This is a genomic window from Enterococcus sp. AZ015 (assembly GCF_050499225.1).
GTDB lineage: Bacteria > Bacillota > Bacilli > Lactobacillales > Enterococcaceae > Enterococcus_D > Enterococcus_D entomosocium.
This window is the reverse complement of the sequence record NZ_JBMHEX010000001.1, coordinates 231,381-255,487: the sequence shown is the minus strand read 5'-3', so window position 1 is coordinate 255,487 and position 24,107 is coordinate 231,381. Positions and strand designations below refer to the sequence as shown.

At 43.6% G+C, this 24,107-nt stretch carries 20 protein-coding genes; 4 read left to right on the top strand and 16 right to left on the bottom strand.

Annotated elements, in window-relative coordinates; genetic code table 11:
- Positions 1-32: 32 nt before the first annotated feature.
- The 13 genes from IGK85_RS01175 to IGK85_RS01115 all read right to left on the bottom strand — a co-directional run bounded on the left by IGK85_RS01175 (position 33) and on the right by IGK85_RS01115 (position 13,795).
- Positions 33-1,220, bottom strand: coding sequence for an iron-containing alcohol dehydrogenase (locus tag IGK85_RS01175; RefSeq protein WP_005232552.1), 1,188 nt, complete (start codon positions 1,218-1,220; stop codon positions 33-35).
- Between the two features lie 198 nt (positions 1,221-1,418).
- Positions 1,419-2,123, bottom strand: coding sequence for a purine-nucleoside phosphorylase (deoD, locus tag IGK85_RS01170; protein ID WP_005226852.1), 705 nt, complete (start codon positions 2,121-2,123; stop codon positions 1,419-1,421).
- Between the two features lie 25 nt (positions 2,124-2,148).
- The gene (locus tag IGK85_RS01165; protein ID WP_008376402.1) at positions 2,149-2,967 is read right to left on the bottom strand and encodes a purine-nucleoside phosphorylase; all 819 of its coding nucleotides are present in this window, start codon (positions 2,965-2,967) and stop codon (positions 2,149-2,151) included.
- Positions 2,968-2,977: 10 nt separating this feature from the next.
- Positions 2,978-4,144, bottom strand: a complete 1,167-nt coding sequence (gene deoB, locus IGK85_RS01160) for a phosphopentomutase (RefSeq protein ID WP_008376404.1) — start codon at positions 4,142-4,144, stop codon at positions 2,978-2,980.
- Between the two features lie 194 nt (positions 4,145-4,338).
- Positions 4,339-5,292 (bottom strand): ABC transporter permease, encoded by a 954-nt coding sequence (locus IGK85_RS01155; RefSeq protein ID WP_005232556.1) that lies wholly within the window; start codon positions 5,290-5,292, stop codon positions 4,339-4,341.
- Positions 5,292-6,443, bottom strand: coding sequence for an ABC transporter permease (locus IGK85_RS01150; protein ID WP_005226844.1), 1,152 nt, complete (start codon positions 6,441-6,443; stop codon positions 5,292-5,294). Before IGK85_RS01150 ends, IGK85_RS01155 begins: the two co-directional genes overlap by 1 nt.
- A complete protein-coding gene (locus tag IGK85_RS01145) occupies positions 6,436-8,046 on the bottom strand; it encodes an ABC transporter ATP-binding protein (RefSeq protein ID WP_005232559.1) in 1,611 nt (536 codons plus the stop codon). The genes IGK85_RS01150 and IGK85_RS01145 overlap by 8 nt, the downstream gene beginning before the upstream one ends.
- 137 nt (positions 8,047-8,183) lie before the next feature.
- A complete protein-coding gene (locus IGK85_RS01140) occupies positions 8,184-9,302 on the bottom strand; it encodes a BMP family lipoprotein (protein WP_008376407.1) in 1,119 nt (372 codons plus the stop codon).
- Between the two features lie 63 nt (positions 9,303-9,365).
- Positions 9,366-9,764 (bottom strand): cytidine deaminase, encoded by a 399-nt coding sequence (locus IGK85_RS01135; protein ID WP_008376409.1) that lies wholly within the window; start codon positions 9,762-9,764, stop codon positions 9,366-9,368.
- A 54-nt stretch (positions 9,765-9,818) separates the two neighbouring features.
- Positions 9,819-10,481: a deoxyribose-phosphate aldolase gene (deoC, locus tag IGK85_RS01130; RefSeq protein WP_008376411.1), complete on the bottom strand. Its 663-nt coding sequence runs from the start codon at positions 10,479-10,481 to the stop codon at positions 9,819-9,821.
- Positions 10,482-10,494: 13 nt separating this feature from the next.
- Positions 10,495-11,796: a pyrimidine-nucleoside phosphorylase gene (locus IGK85_RS01125; RefSeq protein WP_008376413.1), complete on the bottom strand. Its 1,302-nt coding sequence runs from the start codon at positions 11,794-11,796 to the stop codon at positions 10,495-10,497.
- Between the two features lie 123 nt (positions 11,797-11,919).
- Positions 11,920-12,939 (bottom strand): LacI family DNA-binding transcriptional regulator, encoded by a 1,020-nt coding sequence (locus tag IGK85_RS01120; RefSeq protein ID WP_005226832.1) that lies wholly within the window; start codon positions 12,937-12,939, stop codon positions 11,920-11,922.
- 250 nt (positions 12,940-13,189) lie between these two features.
- The gene (locus tag IGK85_RS01115; protein WP_008376416.1) at positions 13,190-13,795 is read right to left on the bottom strand and encodes a class I SAM-dependent methyltransferase; all 606 of its coding nucleotides are present in this window, start codon (positions 13,793-13,795) and stop codon (positions 13,190-13,192) included.
- A gap of 336 nt (positions 13,796-14,131) precedes the next feature.
- Here IGK85_RS01115 and coaA point away from each other — a divergent pair, with 336 nt between their 5' ends.
- From coaA to IGK85_RS01095, 4 genes are all read left to right on the top strand, one after another.
- A complete protein-coding gene (gene coaA / locus IGK85_RS01110) occupies positions 14,132-15,055 on the top strand; it encodes a type I pantothenate kinase (protein ID WP_005226828.1) in 924 nt (307 codons plus the stop codon).
- An 80-nt stretch (positions 15,056-15,135) separates the two neighbouring features.
- A complete protein-coding gene (gene guaA / locus IGK85_RS01105) occupies positions 15,136-16,701 on the top strand; it encodes a glutamine-hydrolyzing GMP synthase (protein ID WP_008376418.1) in 1,566 nt (521 codons plus the stop codon).
- A 335-nt stretch (positions 16,702-17,036) separates the two neighbouring features.
- Positions 17,037-17,912 (top strand): glycosyltransferase family 8 protein, encoded by an 876-nt coding sequence (locus IGK85_RS01100; protein WP_008376420.1) that lies wholly within the window; start codon positions 17,037-17,039, stop codon positions 17,910-17,912.
- Complete coding sequence (locus tag IGK85_RS01095) at positions 17,909-18,886, top strand: matrixin family metalloprotease (protein ID WP_008376423.1); 978 nt, start codon at positions 17,909-17,911, stop codon at positions 18,884-18,886. Before IGK85_RS01100 ends, IGK85_RS01095 begins: the two co-directional genes overlap by 4 nt.
- A 326-nt stretch (positions 18,887-19,212) precedes the next feature.
- On the opposite strand, the gene IGK85_RS01090 is transcribed toward IGK85_RS01095, so the two are convergent.
- From IGK85_RS01090 to IGK85_RS01080, 3 genes are all read right to left on the bottom strand, one after another.
- Positions 19,213-22,230, bottom strand: coding sequence for a polysaccharide lyase 8 family protein (locus tag IGK85_RS01090; RefSeq protein WP_008376425.1), 3,018 nt, complete (start codon positions 22,228-22,230; stop codon positions 19,213-19,215).
- Between the two features lie 204 nt (positions 22,231-22,434).
- Positions 22,435-23,244, bottom strand: a complete 810-nt coding sequence (locus tag IGK85_RS01085; protein ID WP_005226799.1) for a PTS system mannose/fructose/sorbose family transporter subunit IID — start codon at positions 23,242-23,244, stop codon at positions 22,435-22,437.
- A complete protein-coding gene (locus tag IGK85_RS01080) occupies positions 23,228-24,016 on the bottom strand; it encodes a PTS mannose/fructose/sorbose/N-acetylgalactosamine transporter subunit IIC (protein ID WP_005226797.1) in 789 nt (262 codons plus the stop codon). Before IGK85_RS01080 ends, IGK85_RS01085 begins: the two co-directional genes overlap by 17 nt.
- Positions 24,017-24,107: the final 91 nt, after the last annotated feature.

The window sequence follows — 24,107 nt, the reverse complement described above, 5'->3', positions numbered from 1 at the left end:
CAACCAAGTCGCAGGAACGGTCTGTTTAATGATTAAAGATAGGTTGAAGGAGTCAAGGAATCTTGGTAGATTGCGATCACGTCTTCTTCTTGTAGCGGTACATACGCATTTGTTGCAATAGAGCTGAATTGAACTGCTTGAGCCGCCATTTCAGCAAAATGAGTGTCATCGGCGATTCCCACTTCTGGCAAAGTCATCGGAATATCGCAAGAAGCAAAAAAGTCATACAGTTTTTGAATCCCCATTCGGGCAGCTAATTCTGGCACTGCTTCTTGGACACCAAAGACTTCTCTGGCAAAACGCGCAAATTTCGGCGCCGTTTCTTCATTCAATACATGAAGCATCCAGCGTGGGGTCAGGATCGCTAAGCCGATGCCATGGGTAATGTCATAAAACGCACTCAACTCATGCTCCATCGCATGACAAGACCATGCACCACCCTTGCCGCTTCCAGTCAAACCATTTAAGGCTAAGGTGCTCGCCCACATCAAATTCGCCCGTGCGTCATAGTCCGAGGGATCCTTTAATGCGATGGGCAGATTTTTAATGACTGCTTTTAGCAATCCTTCTGCTACACCGTCTTGGACATCTGTTCCTTCTGTTTTACTGAAATAATTTTCAATCAGATGGCTCATGATATCCGCTGAACCGGCAGCCGTTTGATAACGACTGACACTAAAGGTCGTTGTTGGATCTAAAAAGGATACTTTCGGTAAAAATTCGGGTCCGTGAACGCCAAGTTTTTGTTTCGTTTCTAGATTAGAGATCACTGCGCCGCGATTCATTTCACTGCCGGTAGCCGCAAGGGTCAAGATCGTTACTAATGGAATCGCTGGTCCTTGATAGCTTCTGGAAAGTACTAAGTCCCAAGGCTCTTGCTCACTGCAAGCCGCCCCAGCAATCACTTTGCTGCAATCAATTACAGAACCGCCGCCAACAGCTAAAATGACGTCGATCTTTTCTGAACGACAAAGAGCGGCTCCTTGACGAACGGTTTCGATTCGTGGATTTGGATCGACACCAGTCAATTCAGTGACTTGATTGCCGTTGGCAGTCAATTGCGCCATGACTGCATCGTACAAGCCGTTTTTCTTGATACTGCCGCCACCATAGACTAGCAAGACGTTTTTTCCAAATGTATTCAGTACTTCTGGCAATTCGTTCAGACGGTCTTTCCCAAAACGAATGTCCGTCGTTACATGAAACGTAAAATTATTCATTGTCTCGTCTCCTTTTTACACCTTTTCTTTTCATTAAACCATTTTCTGGCAAAAGTGCAACGCTTCTTCGTGGCTTTTTGCCAACAAAAAAAGATAACACATTCTCGGTTGCATGCAAACCAATACGATTTGGCTGCTTGCTCTCTCAAAAGCAAGCAGCCCTCGCATCGTTCATGCACCGATCCTGTGGTATCTTTTTTACGCAATCGCTGTTTCTAAGCCAACTTTGATCATGTCGTTAAACGTCGTTTGTCTTTCTTCTGGCGTTGTTTCTTCTCCAGTGATGATGTGGTCGCTGACAGTACAGATCGCTAAGGTTTGAACGTGGAATTTCGCCCCTAAATAGTATAAGGCTGCGGCTTCCATCTCAACACCCATCACTCCAAGGTCTGCCAACTGTAACGTTTCCGTCATGTCATCTTTGTAGAAGGTATCTTCAGATAAGATGTTGCCGACGTGGGTCGTAAATCCTGATTCAATCGCTGTATCATAGGCTTTACGCAGCAGTGCAAAGTCAGCGATTGGTGGGAAATGGAAACTTTGGAAGTTTTTTGCCACCATCGAGGAACTTGTTGCTGCCGCTTGGGCAATCACAAGATCACGCACATGGACATCTTTTGAGATGGCACCACACGTACCGACCCGAATCAATTTCTTCACGCCGTAAGAGTTGATCAATTCATGGGCATAGATGCTCGCTGAAGGCATGCCCATGCCGGTTCCTTGGACAGAGACCCGCTCGCCCTTATAAACGCCTGTATAGCCCAACATTCCCCGAACATTGTTGTAACAGATCGGGTCTTCTAAAAATGTTTCAGCAATATATTTTGCCCGCAGTGGATCACCTGGTAACAAGATTTTGTCTGCGATCTCGCCTGCTTTTGCTTCGATATGAACGCTCATTCGTTTTTCTCCTTTGGTCTGCTTTTTATAGTACTGCTAACGTTTCTTTGATCAACGCTTTAAATTCTGCCTTGACCCGTTCCGTCGTTTCCACGACTTCTTCGTGATTCAAGCTCGCTTGCATACCAGCAGCCAAGTTTGTGATGCAAGAAACACCTAAGACTTTCAAGCCACTGTGAACAGCAACGATCACTTCTGGGACAGTCGACATACCGACAGCATCGGCACCGATCGTCCGAGCAAAGCGGATCTCTGCTGGCGTTTCATACGTAGGACCTGAGAAGCCCATATAGACGCCTTCTTTTAAGTGCAATCCTTTTGATGCGCCAACTTTTTGTGCCGCTTCCCGATAAGGCAAATGGTAAGCTTGGCTCATATCTGGGAAACGTGGACCCATTTCTTCTTCGTTTTCACCAATCAGTGGGTTGTCCCCCATAAAGTTGATTTGATCGGTGATCAACATCAAGTCTCCAGGCTGGAAGCTTTCGTTCACACCGCCACAGGCATTGGTCACGACTAAGGAATGAGCTTTCAATGCCGCCATCACACGGACGGGGTAAGTGACCGTCTGCATCGAATGGCCTTCATAATAATGGAATCGTCCTTGCATCGCTAAGACTTTTTTCCCAGCTAATGTTCCATAGACCAATTGTCCAGCATGACCGACCACTGTCGAAACAGGAAAATGCGGGATATCGTTATAAGGCAACACGATTGGATTTTCGATCTCATCGGCTAGTTCACCTAAGCCAGATCCTAAAATCAACCCAAATTCCACTTCACCGACGCCGCTTCCTTTGATAAATGCCGTTGTTTCTTGTAATTTCTCATGTAACGTTGTCATTTCATCACCTCTAATTTAAATGTTTTAAAAAGCTTGTTCCGTTTTCTGTAGCTGAAACACCAAAGTTTTCAGCGATCGTTGCGGAAATATCCGCATAGTAGCCTTGTGGCAATTGGCCTTGGCCTTGAAATTTCTTGCTGTACGCTAGTAATGGCACATATTCTCTCGTGTGATCCGTTCCCGTAAAGGTTGGGTCATTGCCGTGATCAGCTGTGATCAACAGCAGATCCTCGTCTCCCATTGCTTCTAAGAGTTCTGGAATACGCAAATCAAAATCTTCAATGGCGTGGGCATACCCTACGACATCGCGACGGTGACCATAAAGCGCATCGAAGTCGACTAAGTTCGTAAAGCTTAGACCCGTAAAGTCTTGTTTCATCACCTTCAATAATTGATCCACACCGTCCATATTGCTCTTCGTCCGTACAGAATCGGTGATTCCTTGCCCGTTGAAGATATCATTGATTTTCCCAACGGCGATCACGTCTTTTCCAGCTTCTTTCAATGAATCTAACACTGTATGGCCAAATGGATCGAGTGCGTAGTCATGACGATTGCTCGTACGAGTAAAGTTTCCAGGCTCACCGACATAAGGACGCGCGATGATGCGGCCGATCATATACGGCTCATCTTTCGTGATATCCCGAACGTACTGACAAATACGATACAATTCTTCTAATGGAATGATTTCCTCATGAGCGGCGATCTGCAACACTGGGTCAGCCGAAGTGTAAACGATCAGATCCCCGGTCTTCATTTGATGTTCGCCAAAGTCATCAATGACTGCTGTCCCAGAATACGGCGCATTGCAGACGATTTTGCGTCCAGAGAACGCTTCGATCTGTTGCAATAATTCATCGGGAAACCCATCTGGAAATACGCGGAAAGGCTTTTGGATATTCAAGCCCATGATCTCCCAGTGACCCGTCATCGTATCTTTCCCAACAGAAACTTCTTCCAATTTGGTTGCATACCCATCATGGTCAGCTACCGCCTTTACGCCTTCTAAAGGACGAATCGTCCCTAGGCCTAATTGTTCCAAGTGAGGGATCGTTAAGCCTGCTTCTTTTGCAATATGGCCTAATGTATCTGAACCGACATCACCAAAAGCTGCCGCATCAGGTGCTTCACCAATTCCGACTGAATCCATCACGATCAAGTGTACACGTTTAAACATTCTATTCCCTACTTTCTTTATTTTATGCTTTTACAAGCGGATCTACTACCTCTATCATACTAAACTTAAGCAAAAATTGCGCTGGGTTGCTTTGGAAATTTCCTGACGCTTTCCTTTCACCCAGAGGATAGAAAAAGGGCAGGACACAGCAACACATTCATGTCCCATAGCCCCACCCTTTCATACTGAAAAAATTATTTAGATTTAATGTAGTTCTTCCCGTTAGCTTTCGGACCAGCAGCTTTTCCAAGGAAAAGAACGAGCACGATGATCGTCAAGGCATAAGGCGCAGCTTGTAAGTAAACTGCTGGAATGGAAGAGATGATTGGCAGCTGGCCACCTACGATACTGATGTTTTGCGCGAAACCGAAGAAAATCGCTGCTCCCATCGCACCAAGTGGATTCCATTTACCAAAGATCATCGCAGCCATCGAGATAAACCCTTGACCGGCGATCGTTGTCACAGCAAAGCGACCCGCGATCGATTGAGCAAACAAGGCACCGCCCATCCCACCAAGGAATCCAGAGATCAAGACGCCTGAGTAACGCATCACGTAAACATTGATCCCTAAGGTATCAGCTGCTTGAGGATGCTCACCGACAGAACGAAGACGCAACCCAAAGCGTGTTTTGAAAATCACGAACCACGCGATCACTGAGATCAAAATGGCGAAGTACGCCGGTAAGAACGTTTGATTAAAGAAAATCGGGCCAATGATAGGAATATCTTTAAGAATCGGGAAATTGAAATACCCCAATGTCCGTTGGATGTTATCGGTTTGCCCTTTGTTGTAGATCGCTTTAACTAAGAACACGGCCAAAGCTGGTGCCATCAAGTTCATCACCGTACCACTGATGATGTGGTCTGCACGGAAGTTGATGGTTGCCACCGCATGCAGCAAGGAGAAAACCACACCGACAAGTCCGCCGACGAGCATCCCTAACCACGGTGTCCACGCACCAAATTGTGACGCAAATTCAATATTGAAAACAATCGAGCTAAAAGCACCCATAACCATGATTCCTTCAAGACCCACGTTAACGATCCCGCTTCGCTCTGAGAACACGCCACCTAGCGCCGTCAAAATCAGAGGAGACGCATAAATCAATGTTTGAGTGACGATCGAAGAAATTAAACTAATATCCATTAGATGGTTCCTCCTTCCTGATCTTGATCGTTTGGTTGGGCTTCAATCTCCTGTACGACCAGCGCTTCTTTTTTGCCGTCAAAGATTTTTGCCAACAAGAAACGAATCACAAAACTGATCGCTACGAAGAAAATAATAATTGCGATATTAACATCAACTAATTCAGATGGAATACCTGCAAACTGCATGCCTTGTCCACCTAATTTCAAAATACTGAACAAGAGGGCTGAAAGCAAGATTCCGATCGATGAGCCGCTTCCTAACAAGGATACAGCCATACCGTCAAACCCGATGCTTAATGATGACCCTTGAACGAAGAAGTTTTCAAACGTTCCTAGTCCTTGAACAACTCCACCTAATCCGGCAAGTGTCCCAGAGATGATCATGGAGATAATGATCGTCCGTTTGCTGCTCATCCCAGCATATTCAGAAGCGCTTGGGTTCAAGCCCACCGCGCGGATCTCATAACCAAGAGTGGTTTTTTTCATCAAGAACCAAACCAAAACTAAGAAGATCAAGGCTAAGAAGATCCCTAAGTTCAAGCGAGAGTTGCTCGTGATGCTTGCTAGAAACGGCGTCTGCATGGAGGCATTTTCCCCCACCATTTTCGTGACCCCTTTTGTCGTGATCATGGATTCACTCATCACATTATTGACTAAATGGTTCCCCGTATAAAGCAAGATATAGTTCATCATGATCGTCACGATGACTTCACTTGTTCCAAAGAATGCCCGTAGGAAACCAGGAATCGCAGCTGCGATCGCCCCGCATAAAGCCCCTACGATCACGGCTAATGGCAAGACCACCAACCGAGGCGCATCCGGCATCGCCAGTGCGACCCAGATACTGGCAACCCAACCTGCTAGCGCTTGACCAGAAAGACCGATATTGAAGAATCCTGCTGAGTTTGCAACGGCAAATCCCAGAGCAGTAAAGATCAAGGGTCCTGCTGTAACAAAAATCTCACCAATGTTGCGGGCATTTAACCCACCTGTTTGTCCGTTGATAAAAACGGTCCGGAACATTTGTGTATACCCTGTGATCGGGCTGTAGCCGAAGGCCGCCATGATGATTCCGCCAAGGACGAATCCCAACAAGACAGCGATGATCGGCACTAATATATTGCGGATCTTTTCTTTGCGGTTATTCAACCGAACCACCTACTTCCTCCATTTGCAGCTCTCGTCTTGCTTCCTCCAAGGAGTACCCTGCCATCAACAAGCCAAGCTCTTTCTCTGATGTTTCTTTCGGATCAACGACCCCAACGATCTCACCAGCATGAATAACAGCAATGCGGTCTGATACATTCAAAATTTCATCTAATTCAAAGCTGACTAATAAAACAGCTTTGAACTTATCCCGTTGTTCAATCAAGCGTTTGTGGATAAATTCGATCGCTCCGACATCCAACCCACGGGTCGGATTGGCAACGATCAATAGATCAGGATCGCGGCTGATTTCTCGTGCGATAATCGCTTTTTGTTGATTCCCGCCGGACAATGCCCGTGCCGGTACGATCTCGTTGACTGTTCGTACGTCAAATTCTTGAATCAAGTCACGAGCAAACTCGTTGATCTCTCCGTAATCCAAGACACCTGCATTACTCAAAGGTTTTTTGTAGTAGGTTTGCAAGGCGATGTTTTCTGATAACATCATATCCAAGACAAGTCCGTATTTGTGGCGGTCTTCTGGCACATGACCAACGCCGGCTTCAGTGACTTTCCGAGGCTTGAAGTTGGTGATGTCATCACCATTCAGCAAGACCTTGCCGCTTTCGACTTTCCGTAAACCAGTGATGGCTTGTAACAGCTCTGATTGCCCATTGCCATCGATCCCAGCAATCCCCAATACTTCACCTGCACGTACTTCTAAGCTTAAGTTTTTGACTGCTTCTAAGCCACGGTTTTCTTTTACGACTAAGTTTTCAACAGAAAGCACGACTTCTTTTGGTGACGCTTCTTTCTTCGGTGTCTTGAAGGACACAGAACGACCAACCATCATATCGGCCAACTGTTGCGAGCTGACGTCTTTGACATTGACAGTGCCGATCCCTTGTCCCCGACGGATAACTGTACAACGGTCTGCCACCGCTTTGATCTCATCCAGTTTGTGGGTGATCAAGATAATCGATTTGCCTTCACGCACCAATCCGCGCATGATTTCGATCAGCTCTTCGATTTCTTGCGGTGTCAAAACTGCCGTTGGTTCATCAAAAATCAGTACATCTGCGCCGCGGTAAAGAGTCTTCAAGATCTCTACCCGTTGTTCCATCCCGACAGAGATGTCACGCACATAAGCATCTGGATCAACCGATAAACCATATTGTTCAGAAACTTTTTTGATTTCTTTGCGGGCTTTCTTGCGATCTAACACACCGAGATGATGGGGTTCGCTCCCCAAAATGATATTTTCTGTTACAGTAAAGGCGTCTACCAGCATGAAATGCTGATGCACCATACCGATCCCCAATTTGTTTGCCGCGGTCGGACTCGTGATATTCACTTTTTCACCATTCATCCAGATTTCACCAGATGTTGGTTCCAATAATCCTGACAGCATATTCATCAAGGTCGACTTGCCCGCTCCATTTTCACCAAGCAATGCGTGGATTTCTCCCGGCCTTACTTGCAAGTTGACATCGTCATTGGCTTTGAACGTTCCAAACTCTTTGGTGATATGACGCATTTCTACAACATATTTTTCCTCAGCCAAATTACTCACATCCTTACTTTCTAATTCGCTTATACAAACCATTCGTCATGTCAAAAAAATAATTGCTATTGCTTAGGATGATTACTATCCTCATGAAAACCCGTAGCTTTCATCAACATAGTAATCCAACAACGATCATCTTGCCCTAAGCTAGGGCAAGATAACCGAAAAGAACCACTTTATTTTTCAGGTGTTTCTGGTACTTCTACTTTGCCGTCGATCACGTCTTGTTTCGCTGTTTCGATCGCTGCTTTGGCATCATCTGAAAGGAACCCTTCAGTAATGTCTACACCGCCATCTTTCAAGCCATAAACAATGTGTTCGCCGCCAGGGAAGTTGTCTTCCAACGCCCGAGTTGAGATATCTTGTACCGCTGCGCCAACACCTTTCAATGTTGAAGCCAGTGTGAAGTTATCTTCTTTGCCGTCAGCAGTTGTGAAGTTACCTTCGTCTTGTTGATCGCTATCTACACCGATGACCCAAACTTTTTTGTCTTCTAGGTCTGCTTCGTTCAATTGTTCATTGATTGCTTTTGCTTCTTGGAAGACACCTGCACCAGTACCGCCAGATGCGTGGAAGATTACGTCAATGCCGCTTTGGTACATTGAAGCTGCCAAAGCTTTCCCTTTGGCAGGATCACCAAATGATGCTGCATATTGAGGATCAACTGTGATTTCTTTGCCTAATTTTTCAGCTGCGTCTTGAACACCTTTCATGAAACCAGCTTCGAAACGGTCGATAACGACGCCTTCTTCACCACCGATGAAGCCGACTTTGTTTGTTTTGGTTGTATAAGCTGCTGCAAAACCAGCTAGGTAAGCTGCTTCGTTGTCTTTAAATGTTGCTGAAACAACGTTGTCTTTGCCTTCGATCACATCATCGATGATCCCGAATTGTGTATCAGGGTTTTGATCAGCTGCTGCTGCGATTGAATCTTTCAATAAGTAACCCACACCGAAAACTGTTTTGAAACCATTTTGAACGGCACCATTTACGTTTGTTGTGTATTCTGATGCTTCATTTGATTGCACGTAGTCATAACCACCAGCACCGCGAGCGATCCCGTGTTCTTCCCCCCATGCTTCTAAGCCTTCCCATGCGGATTGGTTGAATGAACGGTCATCCACCCCGCCGATATCGGTAACGATTGCGACACTATGCGCTGCATCAGTCGTACCGTCTGCAGAACCGCCACCAGTTGAATCAGTTGAACCTGAATTTCCTCCGCCACAAGCACCAAGTAAAGTCAACCCAGCTACTGCAACAATACCTAAACTAAATAATTTTGCTTTTTTCATTGCTGTAAAGCCCCCTAAAAATATAGTTTTTTTCAACAGCCGCATCGACTGAATGAACATGGTTTATAAATCTTTGTTCGTAAAGTAATAAGGCAATAGGCCTTCTACCGTGGTTTCTTTGATCACTCCATCATCGCCGACTAAGGTCACCGGCATATCTGGCGCACAAAATTCCACCATGACCTGGCGGCAAGCACCGCAAGGAGAGATCGGTTCTGGCGTATGACCCGCCACAACCAAATGTTGAAACTCTTTTTCGCCTTCAGAAACGGCTTTGAAAAAAGCGGTTCGTTCTGCGCAATTTGTTAAGCCATATGAGGCATTTTCAATGTTAATCCCTTGATATATCGTACCATTTTTGGCAACGAGACAAGCACCGACCGGAAACTTAGAGTACGGCACATACGCTTTATCTAAGGCGGAAACGGCGGTGTCGATCCACTCTTTTTTCGCTGTTGTCATTGTCTTCCCCGCTCTTGTTTTTATTTTTTGCTACTTTACTTAATAATGCTAAGCTTAGTAGCCAGCACCTGTTGAGCCAGTCACGATAGCAACACTTGCGCTTGTTCCTAAGCGATTTGCCCCCGCTTCGACCATAGCTGCAGCTTCTGCTTCGTTGTGGATACCACCGGAAGCTTTGACACCCATTTCTGGTCCTACTGTTTCACGCATCAAGCGAACATCTTCAATGACTGCCCCACCAGTTGAAAAGCCAGTTGAGGTTTTCACGAAATCTGCACCGGCTGCTTTGGCTAATTCACAGGCTTTGACGATTTCTTCGTTGTCTAGTAACGCTGTTTCAATGATTACTTTGACAAGCGCTTTGTCTTTGGCCGCTTCAACGACTGCTTCGATGTCTGCTTGAACTTTTTTGTATTGTTTTGATTTCAAGGCACCTACGTTAATTACCATATCGACTTCATCTGCGCCATTTTTGATCGCATCTGTTGTTTCATAAGCTTTGACTTCAGATGTGTTTGCCCCTAAAGGAAACCCGATCACAGTACAAACAGCCGTTGGTTCGCCTTGTAATTTTTCTGCTGCTAATGAAACCCACGTTGGATTGATGCAGACAGAATAGAAGTGATAGGTTTTTGCCTCTTCGATGATTCGTAAAACATCTTCCTCCGTTGCGTCTGCTTTCAAAATCGTGTGGTCGATCATGCGATTCAATTCCATTTTTATTCGCTCCTTATTCTGTAATAATGTCATGGATCAATGGCGGTTCTGCGCCACCTTCCCCAATTGCAATATTTTGGTCGATCAATGCTTTGACATCCTCGATTGCTTCGGTATTGCTATAGATCGTCAATAGCGATTCTCCTTCAGTTACGGATTCGCCAACTTTCTTATGCAATTTGATGCCCACTGCATGGTCGATGTCTTCGTCTTTGGTCTTACGACCTGCCCCTAACATCATCGCCGCGATCCCTAGCTCATTGGCAACTAATTTCGTCACCACGCCGCTAGTTTTCGCTGGGACCTCCACTTCATATTTTGCTGTCAAAATCTTGCTCGGGTCATCGATCACTGAAGCGTCTCCGCCTTGATCTATGATCATCTGTCTGAATTTTTCTAACGCTTTGCCTGAATGCAAGGCTTCTTCCAACAGTTGGCGTGCTTCTTCCAATGAATCAGCTTTTTTCGCTAAAACGACCATTTGGCTGCCCAGTGCATAGCACATTTCTTCCAAGTCTTTCGGTCCTTTTCCTTGCAGTGTATCAATAGCTTCCACCACTTCCAAACTGTTCCCGATCGCTTCCCCTAGAGGTTGTGACATATCAGAAATGACTGCCATCGTTTGGCGATTTGCCAATTTTCCGATGCGGACCATCGTTTGGGCTAAGCGTTTGGCATCCTCCAAGTTTTTCATAAAGGCGCCATCGCCTGTGGTTACATCTAACACGATCGCATCGGCACCTGCCGCGATTTTTTTACTCATGATCGAGCTGGCGATCAATGGGATCGAACTAACCGTTGCCGTCACATCTCGTAAGGCATACAGTTTTTTGTCCGCAGGAGCTAAATCTCCTGATTGACCGATCACGGCCACTTTGCTTTCGTTGACTAATCGGATAAAGTCGGCTTCAGAAAGCTCGATTTTAAATCCAGGGATCGCTTCAAGCTTGTCTAACGTCCCCCCGGTATAGCCTAAGCCGCGGCCAGACATTTTCGCAACCGGTACGCCAACACTAGCCACTAATGGCGCTAGGATCAACGTGGTCGTATCACCAACACCACCAGTCGAATGCTTATCGACTTTGATTCCTTCAATTGAGGATAGGTCGATCACTTCACCAGAATTTGCCATTGCTAGCGTTAAGTTCGTGATCTCTTCATCTGTCATATCTACATAAAAAATAGCCATCAACAAGGCACTCATTTGATAATCTGGAATACTTCCTTCAGTATACGCAGTTACAATGTAGTCAATTTCTTCCTTCGTCAATGACTTGCCGTCACGTTTCTTTTCAATTAAATCCACCATTCGCATCGAAATGACCCTCGCTTCCTTTAACATTATACAATAATTTTTCGTAGGGTAAACCACTTTAGTAAAACAGTTTACTAAATATCGCAAAACTATGAAAACACTTACAAGAAGAAATATACCGCATTATTTCTCGCTTGTCAATGTCTTCACGCTCTCACGAATAATTAATTTTGTATCAAAAATCTTATTTGGAATTCGCCGTGTCGGAAACTCAATGGCGTCCACTAAAAACTTCGCTGCGGTAAAACCGATTTCAAAGGTCGGCTGCATGACCGTGGTAAGCGGTGGTGTGATGTATTCCGATAATTTCAAGGCATCAAAGCCGATCACCGAGTAGTCTTCTGGTACTTTTTTGCCAGCCTCATAAATCGCTTGATAACAGCCGATCGCCATGGCGTCGTTGCCGCAGAAAAACGCTGTGATCTCTTTGTACTTCAATAATTCCTTCGTTGCTTCGTACCCGCCGGTAACCGTTAATTCAGCATTTTCTACATATCGGCCTTTAAAAGGGATCTGATGGTCCTTCAAGGCATGGCGATAGCCATTGAACCGTTCCTCTAATTGATAGTAGCCGGTGATTTCTTTGAGCATCGCAATGTTGCGGTGACCGTTTTTGATCAAATAACTGACGGCTTGGTAGGCACCTTCGTATTCTTTCACGATTAAACGACCATTGTCCCGCTGATTGATCCCGCGATCGACTAAAATAATTGGTCGGTCATCAAAGAACCCGCTCTTCAAGGAATAATCCTCCGGCAGTAAATGCGGCGTCGCTAATAAGATACCATCTACCGAACGATGAGACAGTTCATTCAAATATTGAACCTCTTTTTCTTGGCTGTGGCGCGAATTGCATAACACTAGCATGTAACCTAGTGGATTGAAATAACTTTCCGCCCCTTCAATGACTTTAGAGAAAAAGAAATCCGTCACATCAGGCACGATCATTCCGATCGTTTTTGAATGGCGGTTGATAAGATTCGAAGCAAAAAAATCCGGCTTATAGTGATATTTATTTACGATATCTAAGACCCGCTTCCGGGTTTCTTCACTAAAACGGCTGCCTTTATTGTTTAGGATCTGCGACACGGTCGTGACAGAGACGCCAGCCATTTCAGCAATCTGTTTAATCGTCAATTTCATCTGCTTCTCTCCTCTCTTGCCTAAAGTGTAGCAAATTTTTCTCAAAAAAAATAGCACACTTTCAACAAGTGTGCGACTTTCTTTTTCGTTGATCAAAAATAGCCCGATGATATAGACAGCTGATTAACCAACGCTGCAATTGCCCGAAAGGCTGCTGGCAATAGGCTTTTTGAGAAACCAACTGGTCCAGTTGCTGCTAACCAGCGCTTGCCTTGGCGATGCCTTTGATCTGCTGAGAATCAAAGAGCAGCTACGCTTCTTTTACGCTTTGAATGATGTAATAGCCTTTGTCTTTTTTGATGATTTCGGCATTGCCAAAGGTCTCTTGCATTTTCTTTTGAGCACTCGGCGCTCCTTGTTTCTTTTGGATCACGATCGTTAAGGTTCCCCCTGCTTTTAGCAGCGGAAACGCCCCCGTCAAAATCTCATGAACGACTTCTTTTCCTGCCCGAATCGGTGGGTTGCTGAGGATCGCCGCATAAGCAGGTTGATTTAATTGGGCATAGATATTGGATTGATGGATATCTACCTGTTCAATGCCGTTACGCTGGGCATTGCCTTTTGCCAAATCCACTGCCCGCTGATTGATATCGATCATCTCGACAGGTCGTTGACTCGCATAAGCTAACGCTAAGCCAACAGGTCCATAGCCGCACCCAACGTCCAGCAGACTTCCTTCTGGTAGCTCCCCCCACTCAAACGCATCGATCAACACCCGCGAGCCATAGTCCACCGTGTCACGGGAAAACACCCCGCTATCTGTCACAAAATGAAACTTCTTTCCTCTTAATTCAAACGACCACTGTTCAAAATCATGGGCCGTATCAGGATTTTCTGTATAGTAATGATTACTCATGGTTATGCTCCTTTCTTCTATTTCCTCTTCACTTGTTTTTTCTACTGGTTTCTACTAGTTTTTCCTTGTTTCTTCTATTCGAACGAGTGAACATAGTGAAAACACTAGTAAAAAAGCCCAGCAAGATTTGTCTGCTGTTTCTTTCTAATCATACCGAAAAACAGCCAGAAGTAAACGCCCAGCAAAAAAAACAACGAAAAAACAGTTTTTTGTTGTTTCTGCAAAGGAAATCATGTCTTTTTTCCAAGTTCTGCGGGTTTCTATGGTAAAATACTTTCGAACAGTGGCCTATCGCTTCTAATAGAAACCGATGATGCCGCAAAAAAGGAGCCTACTATGCAAGAAACCATGAATTTTTATCAAATTCCTCGTGAGCAATGGCAAGGGTTTTATACGAACGGCATGATGCCTTTCACTCAAGAAGAATTGGATAATATCAAAAGTTTGAACGACCGGATCTCGGTCCAAGATGTGGAAGATGTTTACGTGCCTTTATGCCATCTGATCCATCTTTATATGAAAGAGTTTGAATCATTGACCCTCAGCAAGGGACTCTTTTTACACCGCTATGTTAAAATGCCGCCTTTTATCATCGGCATCGCCGGAAGCGTCGCCGTCGGCAAGAGTACCACCGCACGGCTCGTCCAAAATTTATTGGCCCGTTTGTTTCCCCGCAGAACCGTCCAACTGATCACCACTGACGGCTTTTTGTACCCGAACGAAGTCTTGGAAGAACGCGGCAGCTTGAATCGCAAAGGATTTCCAGAAAGTTATGACATGGAAGCCTTGATCAACTTTTTGAATGCGGTCAAATCAGGAGAACCAGACATCCAGATCCCCGTCTACTCCCATGAAGTCTACAATATTATTCCTGATACGTATGAAACGATCAGTCAACCAGATATCTTGATCGTGGAAGGCATCAATACCCTGCAACTACCTGCCAACCAACAAATCTATATCAGTGACTTTTTTGATTTTTCAATTTTCGTGGATGCCCAACCGGCACTGATTGAAAAATGGTATTTGGAACGATTTGAATCATTACTAGACACTGCCTTTCAAGACCCTAGCAATTATTATTACCAATATGCGATCGGGGATCGCAAGGAAGCGATTAAAATGGCAAAAGAAGTATGGAAAAATGTGAATTTAAAGAATTTACACGAGTATATCTTGCCTACACGCAGCAGAGCCGATATAATTCTTCATAAAACAAAGCACCATTTGATCGATGAAGTGTTCTTGCGCAAGTATTGACCGCTTCATTTTTATAATTATGCTGTTGAAAAGGCCCAGCCTTTTTTCAATAAAAACTAAAAGAATTGAGGTAATTTATTGTGACAAACGTTGACACTTTGCCAAACGTCGAAAAAATTATCGTACTTGATTACGGTAGTCAGTACAACCAGCTGATTACACGCCGTATTCGTGAGTTCGGTGTTTTCTCAGAATTATTGAGCCACCGCATTACCGCTGAAGAAGTAAAAGCGATGAACCCAAAAGGGATCATCTTATCTGGCGGACCAAACAGCGTCTACGACGAGAACTCTTTCGGCATCGACGAGAAAATTTTTGAGTTAGGCATCCCAGTTTTAGGGATCTGTTACGGCATGCAGTTGATTACTTATAAATTAGGCGGAAAAGTTGAACCTGCCAAAAACCGTGAATACGGCAAAGCAGAATTGGAAGTCACTTCTGATGCAGCGGCCCTTTTCCAAAACACGCCCGCAACCCAAACCGTGTGGATGAGCCACGGAGACTTGGTCACTCAAGCACCTGCAGGCTTTGATGTTGTGGCGACGAGCAAAGATTGCCCGATTGCTTCTATCCAAGATGCAGAACGCAAAATGTACGGTATCCAATTCCACGCAGAAGTTCGCCATTCAGAATACGGCAACGACTTACTGCGTCACTTTGCCATTGACGTTTGTCAATGTACAGGTGATTGGACAATGGACAACTTCATCGATATGGAAATCGCAAAAATCCGCGAACAAGTGGGCGACAAAAAAGTCTTGCTTGGTCTTTCCGGCGGGGTCGATTCTTCTGTCGTTGGTGTTCTTTTACAAAAAGCGATTGGCGATCAACTGACTTGTATTTTTGTTGACCACGGCCTCTTGCGTAAAGGGGAAGCCGAGCAAGTAATGGAAAGCTTAGGCGGCAAATTCGGCTTGAACATCATCAAAGTTGATGCCAAAGAACGTTTCCTATCAAAACTTGCTGGGGTTTCTGATCCTGAAGAAAAACGCAAGATCATCGGGAATGAATTCGTGTATGTCTTCGATGATGAAGCAACGAAACTAGCTGGCGAAGAAGGCGTTTCTTTCCTTGCTCAAGGAACCCTTTATACCGACGTCATCGAATCAGGAACCGAAACTGCTCAAACCATCAAATCACACCACAATGTGGGTGGTTTACCTGAAGACATGCAATTCAAATTGATCGAACCATTGAACACCTTGTTCAAAGACGAAGTCCGTGAATTAGGGACCCAACTTGGCATGCCAGACAGCATCGTATGGCGCCAACCATTCCCTGGACCAGGTCTAGGTATTCGTGTCCTTGGCGAATTGACAGAAGAAAAACTAACGATCGTCCGCGACTCGGACGCAATCTTGCGGGAAGAAATCGCAAATGCCGGCTTAGATCGCGACATTTGGCAATACTTCACCGTCTTACCAGGCATCCGCTCCGTCGGTGTCATGGGTGATGGCCGGACCTACGATTATACCGTCGGCATTCGTGCAGTCACTTCAATCGATGGCATGACCGCTGACTTTGCCCGCATCCCATGGGAAGTCCTACAAAAAATCAGCGTCCGCATCGTCAACGAAGTCGCACACGTTAATCGGATCGTGTATGATATTACGAGTAAACCACCTGCTACTGTGGAGTGGGAATAAAGTAGCAACCTCACTTGGTTGCGAAATGTTGATTTAACAGTGTTTTAGTTCACTTGGAATGGATAACAATGACCTGTTTTACCTAGGTTCACCACCAAAATCCCGTCAGATTTCTCTGACGGGATTTTTGATTTAGGCTTAATCTGACAACCCTTTTGGGAAAATACGATAAGAAATTGTTGATTCTCGTTAACTACGTTAATCCCAATAGTGGGACTAACGCTCATATTGGAAATCAGATACGATAAAATAAGCTTAAATGCTTTTATTGCCTAAGTTTCTATAGAAGGTTTTTATTAAAAAATAAAAAACACTAAAAAGGGTGAACATGAACTATGAAGAAGAAAGCTGTCGTTTATTGTGTTACGGGGTCACATATTCAATTAGCTGCAGTATCCATTGCGTCAGTAGTAAATACTTATGAAGGGAATGAACCTTTAGATATATTAGTAGTTGTAAATGAAATAGGGAACGAAGAAATACTGAAATTGAAGAGTATTTCTGGATTATATGGAGAAAAAAATGTAACTATTACTATTTGGTATCCACCTAAAATAATAAACGAAATAAAGAATTATAGTAATTCGCGTTTTCCTGAAGTCACTCTGTGGAGATTATTTCTACCTTCATATTTTAGCAATTATGATTACATTCTCTATTTAGATAATGACACTATTGTATACGATGACGTATCCAATTTCTTTGATTTGATCCCTGATCAAAAATCAATTGCTGCAGTTAGAGACTTCTACTTCTCAGTTATAAGTGATACAGAGGACAGCTTTAAATATTTTGGCGTAAAAACTATGAAGAATTACTTCAATTCTGGAGTTATTTTATTTAATGTAGTTGTGTTCAATGAACAGATACGACCAGAAGCCATAGTACGTATGATAAATAAGAATGAATACTTGTATTTAGATCAAACCATTTTAAACATTCTTTGTGAGAGAAGTGTTGAGTTGTTGCCTTATGAATACAATTACCAGAAAGATGATCATTGGTTATTTGATTGGGCAAAAAATGTGAATCCACTCAAATTTTTGAAAATTGAAAAAGCTAGAAAAAATATAAAGATTCGACATTTCGTTGAATTTGAAAAAAATTCGATGCCCTGGGAGCATCTTTCCATACAAGATAGATGGGAAAAAGATTTTTGGAATTATTTGTATGAAATCAAGTCAACAAGTTTAAGGAGTGGAAAACAATGAAAAAATTTTTTTCAAGAATTCGTTCGTTATTTTTAGTTGCATTAATTTGCTCTATAGGAACAATTTCTGTAGATGCAAAGTCAGCCGACATAGCGAAGACGCCTATTGTTGATTATTACTATCCTGGAATATTGTATGGTACAGCTACTTGTGTTAACGAATACGGTACCATCATTTACGACTCAAACTCACTAGGAGAAACCTGCCAAGAGGCTGTCAATGAAGCTGCGCAATCATGGAATCAGTCGATTGGGAGATCAGTAATTGTTGAAAAATCAAGTGTAAATGCAGCAGATAACCAAGTTGATTTAGTTTTGCAATCAACGGATGGCGATTCCTATGCAGATATGGGGTACTCTGGATTTGGTTGGGGAAATAGTACGAACAGAATATTTTTGAATAATGCTGCTTTAAATGACGCATCATCTGGAAAAGGAACCTCCGGCTACGTACAGCTGGTTTCAACTATCCGACATGAAATGGGGCATACTTTAGGTCTCCAACATGACAATGGATCAGTAATGGCTGATTTATATGATGCCCAGGTTAGCAACAATCAAGAGATGCTGGATGCAGCGCAAAAAACGGCGGACTCAATTTCTAAGGGGATACTTCCTGCTGTCCCATTATTCAACAAATATGCGATACTAAATATCCTTAATAATAGGGATAAAGTCTATTATTTGAATAATCATCGTTCTAATCAAATTGCCTCAATCTTTTTAGATTCTCCTGCTGGAAAAATTTCTGGCGTTACTTTCATCGATCAAACAGTTGAAATAACAGGTAACTATAATTTGTATAAACTGTCTCTGTCCCCAAGAGATCCATATGTAGGAACAATTTCGAGTAATAATCTTATGAATAGAACTGTTCCAGTTACTGAAGATATAGTTTCTATTTATGGTCAACACTATTATCTTTTTGAAATTGATGGAGAAGAGTATATTGTTAATCGCCGCGCCTTCGGATAAATTCGCTACCAATTCTTACTTGAAAAGTTGCCACTGCAATCTTGGAAAAGTGTGTTTGCAATCTTAGATACATTCTTTCGTGGCAAACATACGCCTTTTAAGTAAGAAGAAAATTAGCAAACGTTTCATGCCAATGCGCAAGTTTTCAGCCTTTTCTGTGAGGATTTTTTTGACAAAACCTCGGCCCTTGAAAAGTAGTTAAAGGAATTAATAGTCAAAGAAAAAATCTATGTTTAGCCTTTCATCGTTTCATTTTCTAGCTGACAAAAAACAGCTAGAGATTGATCCCTAGCTGCTGATGATGAGACAGATAGCATTGAAACACCTTACTCGACTACAATCACTTTATTTCCACCGTCTTGCTCCGCAAAGTTCACCGTAAATAGATTCGTCGAAGCATCATAACTGATTCCATCGCTTTGAGAAACGATTTTTTGGTAGTCTTTTGGCAATTTTAAGGTCATGGTAGTCGTTGTTTGAGTTGGATCAGAAAAGGCATAGATGGTTTTGCCTTCTCTACTTGTTCTAATCAATGAAAGAGGTTTGTTAGTAGTAATATCGGCGACACTACCTCCATCATTCTGCCAAAAATTGATACCTAAATAGTCAGTTTGATCAAGTTTTACTGCTTGAACTTCCGAGGTATTGGCTAAAATCTCCAGCGGTTCTTCTTGGGCATAGGCAGTCAGTTCTGTTTCATTGATACCTGGCAACATGACATACGCATAATGATCCTCCATGGGATTTTTGCCATGATTGATCAAGAATTTTCGATATTCTCCGGTATAAACCGCATTACTTGGAAATGCCTCATTGATTTCTGTATAGCTGCCTGTTCGTGTTTCACTTACCACGTTTACTGTCGTTTCTTCTGGAAAATAGTAACCGATATTGGCCTGGGAATGATCGGAGTCTAACAACAACCACTGCTTGCTACTTGTTTCATTTAACTGATCAATACTTCCTTGATCAGAAAGGATTTGATAAGTATACGCATCGTTTAGTAAGCGATTATCCACGACCGTCTCAATAGAAGCTGTCGTATCACCAGTGATTCCCGCACCTAAAGCGACAATCTGCCCATCAATGATAAACCACGATTTTTTTGCCCGCACGTTCATAGGTAAAACATTCCCGTTATTTTTTGTACCCGTTTTGTTTAATGCCATTCCCACCGCAGCTGCACCATCATAAGCCACACCGCCTACCCACTTTTCTGGAGACGTTACCGTTGTAAAAGCTGAATTTTCATCCGCTAATTGTATGGTGTCCACGGTTGTTCCTGGCAAGCGATATGGATCGACGGTCGGCCAATAGCTAGAATTGAATTGAACTTGATCATCATTATAGAGGTAGAGCATCCCGTCTGCTGTATGCCACCCACGCTTGTTTTCCTTGTTGCCAGCTTCAAAGGAAGAAATGCGACTGGAATATAGTCCTAAACCCACCATATAATCAGTTGTTCGTTGAACAAAGCGATCCATTGAAGCGTACAGTTTTGTTCCCGTAAAAGGTAATGCATCCCCTGTAATCGATGGGTCTGCCAAGAGATTCATTGTCATTTGTAAATCATTGAAGTCTCTTGCATTCGTCAAATAATAGTCTGGATTTTCTTTGAGCCAATATTTGGCAGCTTCACGGAATCTTTGCTGGTATTGAGTTGGTGCGAATTGGGATACGATCAGCAAATTATAAACTGTTGATGAGCCATAACCGACTTTGTTTTTGGCTGGAGCTCTTGAAATCGAACGACCATTGACCAACGGCAACATTTCTCCTTGATAGATCAACGGCAAGAATGCTTGATCAACATTTTTGACAAACGTTTGTACGAGATCGGCATCCATTTCAAAACTTGACCCTTGCGTGATAGCTAGAATTTGTCCCACACCCTTGATCAGTACATTTCCATAAGAACCAGTATAAGGGATCGTATTATGCTGAATAAAGGAGCCATCTTTATAAAAACCATCGCCTTTTGTGACTAACTGAAATACTTCTTCGATACTTGCTGAAGCTTGGGTGATTTTCCCAGCGTCCCTTTGCAAAATGCCCAAGCCTAATACAGTAAGCGCGAGATCTGTACGATTAGCACCAGAAGTCACAAAATTTGGAATAAAAGCAAGCTCAGTAAAACTGCCTTGTGTCTTCGTATACAATTGCTTGAAGGGATCTGGTACATAACTGCTGATAATGGCAGTGTATTGCTGTAATTTCTCGGACGGTAACTCAGCGCCTAAAATCATTAAAGTACTGATCAGTTTTTGCGGGACACCGATTTGCCAATCCCACCAGTTTCCATGGTACTTTTTCCCATCATACCCTTTTCGAGTGACCATGAAATCTATCCCATCAATAATCGTCGTCGCCACTGCATCATCTTGATACAAAGAACTACCTTTCGTGCCATAGGCTAAAGCCATTTTCTGTAATTTTGTAAATTGAGTCGTTACATCCGCTGAAGCAGTATTCCCTTGTTCGAGGGGCCATAGGCTCGTTCGATCAGATGCTTTATTTATGGTTTGATACAACGCCTCAGCTTCTGAGGTGACCATCTGCACGTAATCAGCCATAGTCGGATTATTTGGATCATAGTGATCGGAAACCAGTTGATTTTGCCATTTTTCTTGCAGCTGCATAAATTCTGCTGTATGATCTTCCACGGGCAAGCTGCCGATAGGACCGCTGCGCATCGATAATACCTTCAGCTTAGATAAATTGCCAAACAAACGGATACCCACATACCCGGACCAGTCCCCATCAATTGCCGTACCATTGGGATAGTTTACCTTTTGATTCTCATAAAATAGCTGATCATTTAAAAAGGCACGAAAACTCGAGCCCTCATACTGAAGCAAGAGTTTATATTTTTGTCCCGCAATCAAAGTAGGTCCAGAAATAGCTGTCAGCCATTTTCCACCTGGTTGACCAAGTTGCCACTGCCCATCACGATTATAAGCAAACGATTGCCACTGATCTGTCTTTTGTTCATCTGCGCGAAAGACCACCCCAATGTTCGCTTGGTCTTCATATAAGAAAGTAGTTTCAAAATCCCCTGAAGACCGCTTGGGAGCATCTTTGTTGAGCGTTACTGATTCCAGATTGGTGCCTTGCTTCGTATTACTGATCATTAAACCAGTAGCATTTTGTGCTACTTCGGCTTTCCCGACTAAATCTTGCCAAGACCCTTTCTGGTTTGAAAAATCCGAGTGATAGATCGATTCTGCTTCCGGCAATTCGGGTATTTGTTCCTCGGCATTTCCAGAAAGACGAGTGGCGCCAACTACCGAATACAGCAACAAGAAACACCCCATGATCAGCAGATATTTTTTCCCTTTTTCCATCCTTTACTCCTCCTATTTCCCCGCGCAAAAGATAGCGCTATCATTTCGTGGAATAGGAAAAGAGTGAAGAAATTCATTTCCGCACTCTTTTCCATTTAGTTCAACTATTCTAAAAAAGAAAACAGGTTGACTACCCTAACTGCTTATACGATTTACAAAACAATCACAGCAGCTGCCCATTTCCTTTTACACCATGATTCTTTCCTAACCCAAAATACCAAACGCACTCAAAACGATCGACAAGATCAAGATGATCCAAATTACTCGAGTGGAATTTAGTTTCTTTTGGCCTAGCATCCAGTAGGTCAGCAAGACGAGCAAGATAGGTACAAGGGATGGCAAGATGGCATCCAACGTGTCTTGGATCACTAATTCGACACCGTCTTTTTTATAGACAAAAGGAACAGTTGCTTTGACCACAGAGGGAATCAAGGCACCAATCACTGTAACCCCTAAAACGGTTGCGGCATTGGTGAAGGCAGATAATTTGTCTTTCAAGGTCGTCACTAATTTGACCCCTTGTTTGTAACCAAGGGGAAGCAACGCTGCCCGACCGAAAAGTAACGCGATGTTGGCGATGATCCAGATGACACAACCAACGACGGAACCATTTTGCGCTAATGTGCCAGCAACAGAGCCAAAGATTGTTCCCCAAATCACGTGGAACAAGGAGTCACCGACACCGGCTAAGGAACCCATCAAGGCCGTTTTCAAGGCGATGATCGTTTCTTTGGCTTTGTGTCCATCTTGTTCTTCAATCGCGACATCGATCCCCATGATCAAGTTCCCAAAGATCGCATTGGTATTAAAAAATTGATTGTGGGTCCGCAGCATATCTTGCAGCTGGGTTTCATCATGGCCATAGAATTTTTTCAAGACGGGCAGGATGCCGTAAAGGTAGCCTGAACTCATCATTCGCTCATAGTTCCAGTTTAATTGGCTTGCCAAAATATAACGCCAGCTAATGGTATTCAACTCTTTTTTTGTCAGTTTTTGATCACTCATCGCCATCATATCCTCCTTCAAAATCTCCGGCAGCTGCCGTTGCAACCGTGCCTTTTTCGCTATCACGTTTAAAGACTAACATTGCTGCTACAAGTCCGATGATGGAAACGCCGAGCATTGGTACTTGCAGATACGCAGCTAAAAAGAAGCCTAATAACAAATAAGGAATGTAGTGCTTTGTTGGCAAGTAGCGCAATAAGATCGCTACCCCGACGACTGGCAAGACGCCACCAGCGGTTTTTAGTCCGGTCATCAGCCATTCTGGCGTGTTATCGGTAATCGTCGTAACGACTGCATCTCCAGCTAAAAGCATCAATAAAATCGGAATCGCCCGTGACAATCCCCATAAGAAAGAACCCGATAAAACTAACCGTGGGATTCGTTTGACTTGCATGTTGTCGATGGCTCTATCGATCCGGTGTAGTAGAAATACGTTACAAAAACGAGCCACGACATCCAGTTGCAGCATCAGCAAGGACACTGGAACTGCTAAGCCGATGCCATATTCCGCGCCGTTTCCTGAGATCACGGCAAACGCCGTTCCCAGTACTGCGCCGGTAAAATAATCCGGGACGGATGCACCACCAAATGCGGCGATCCCCAAACGCATCAACTGCAAGGTCCCACCGACCATCAAACCGGTCTTTAAGTCCCCCATGATCATTCCAGAAATCATTCCGGCGATCGCTGGTTGGGTCAACGTATTGGAAATAAGTGAATCATTAATAGCAATAAAAGCATAAACAGTAATAAGAATGATTTGATACGCTGCTAAATGCATGAATTTTCCTCCTAATTGTATGAACGAGTCTTAACTGGCTAGTTATCGATCGTTATGTCGCCTCAGATAAATCGTGAAAAACACTCGTTTT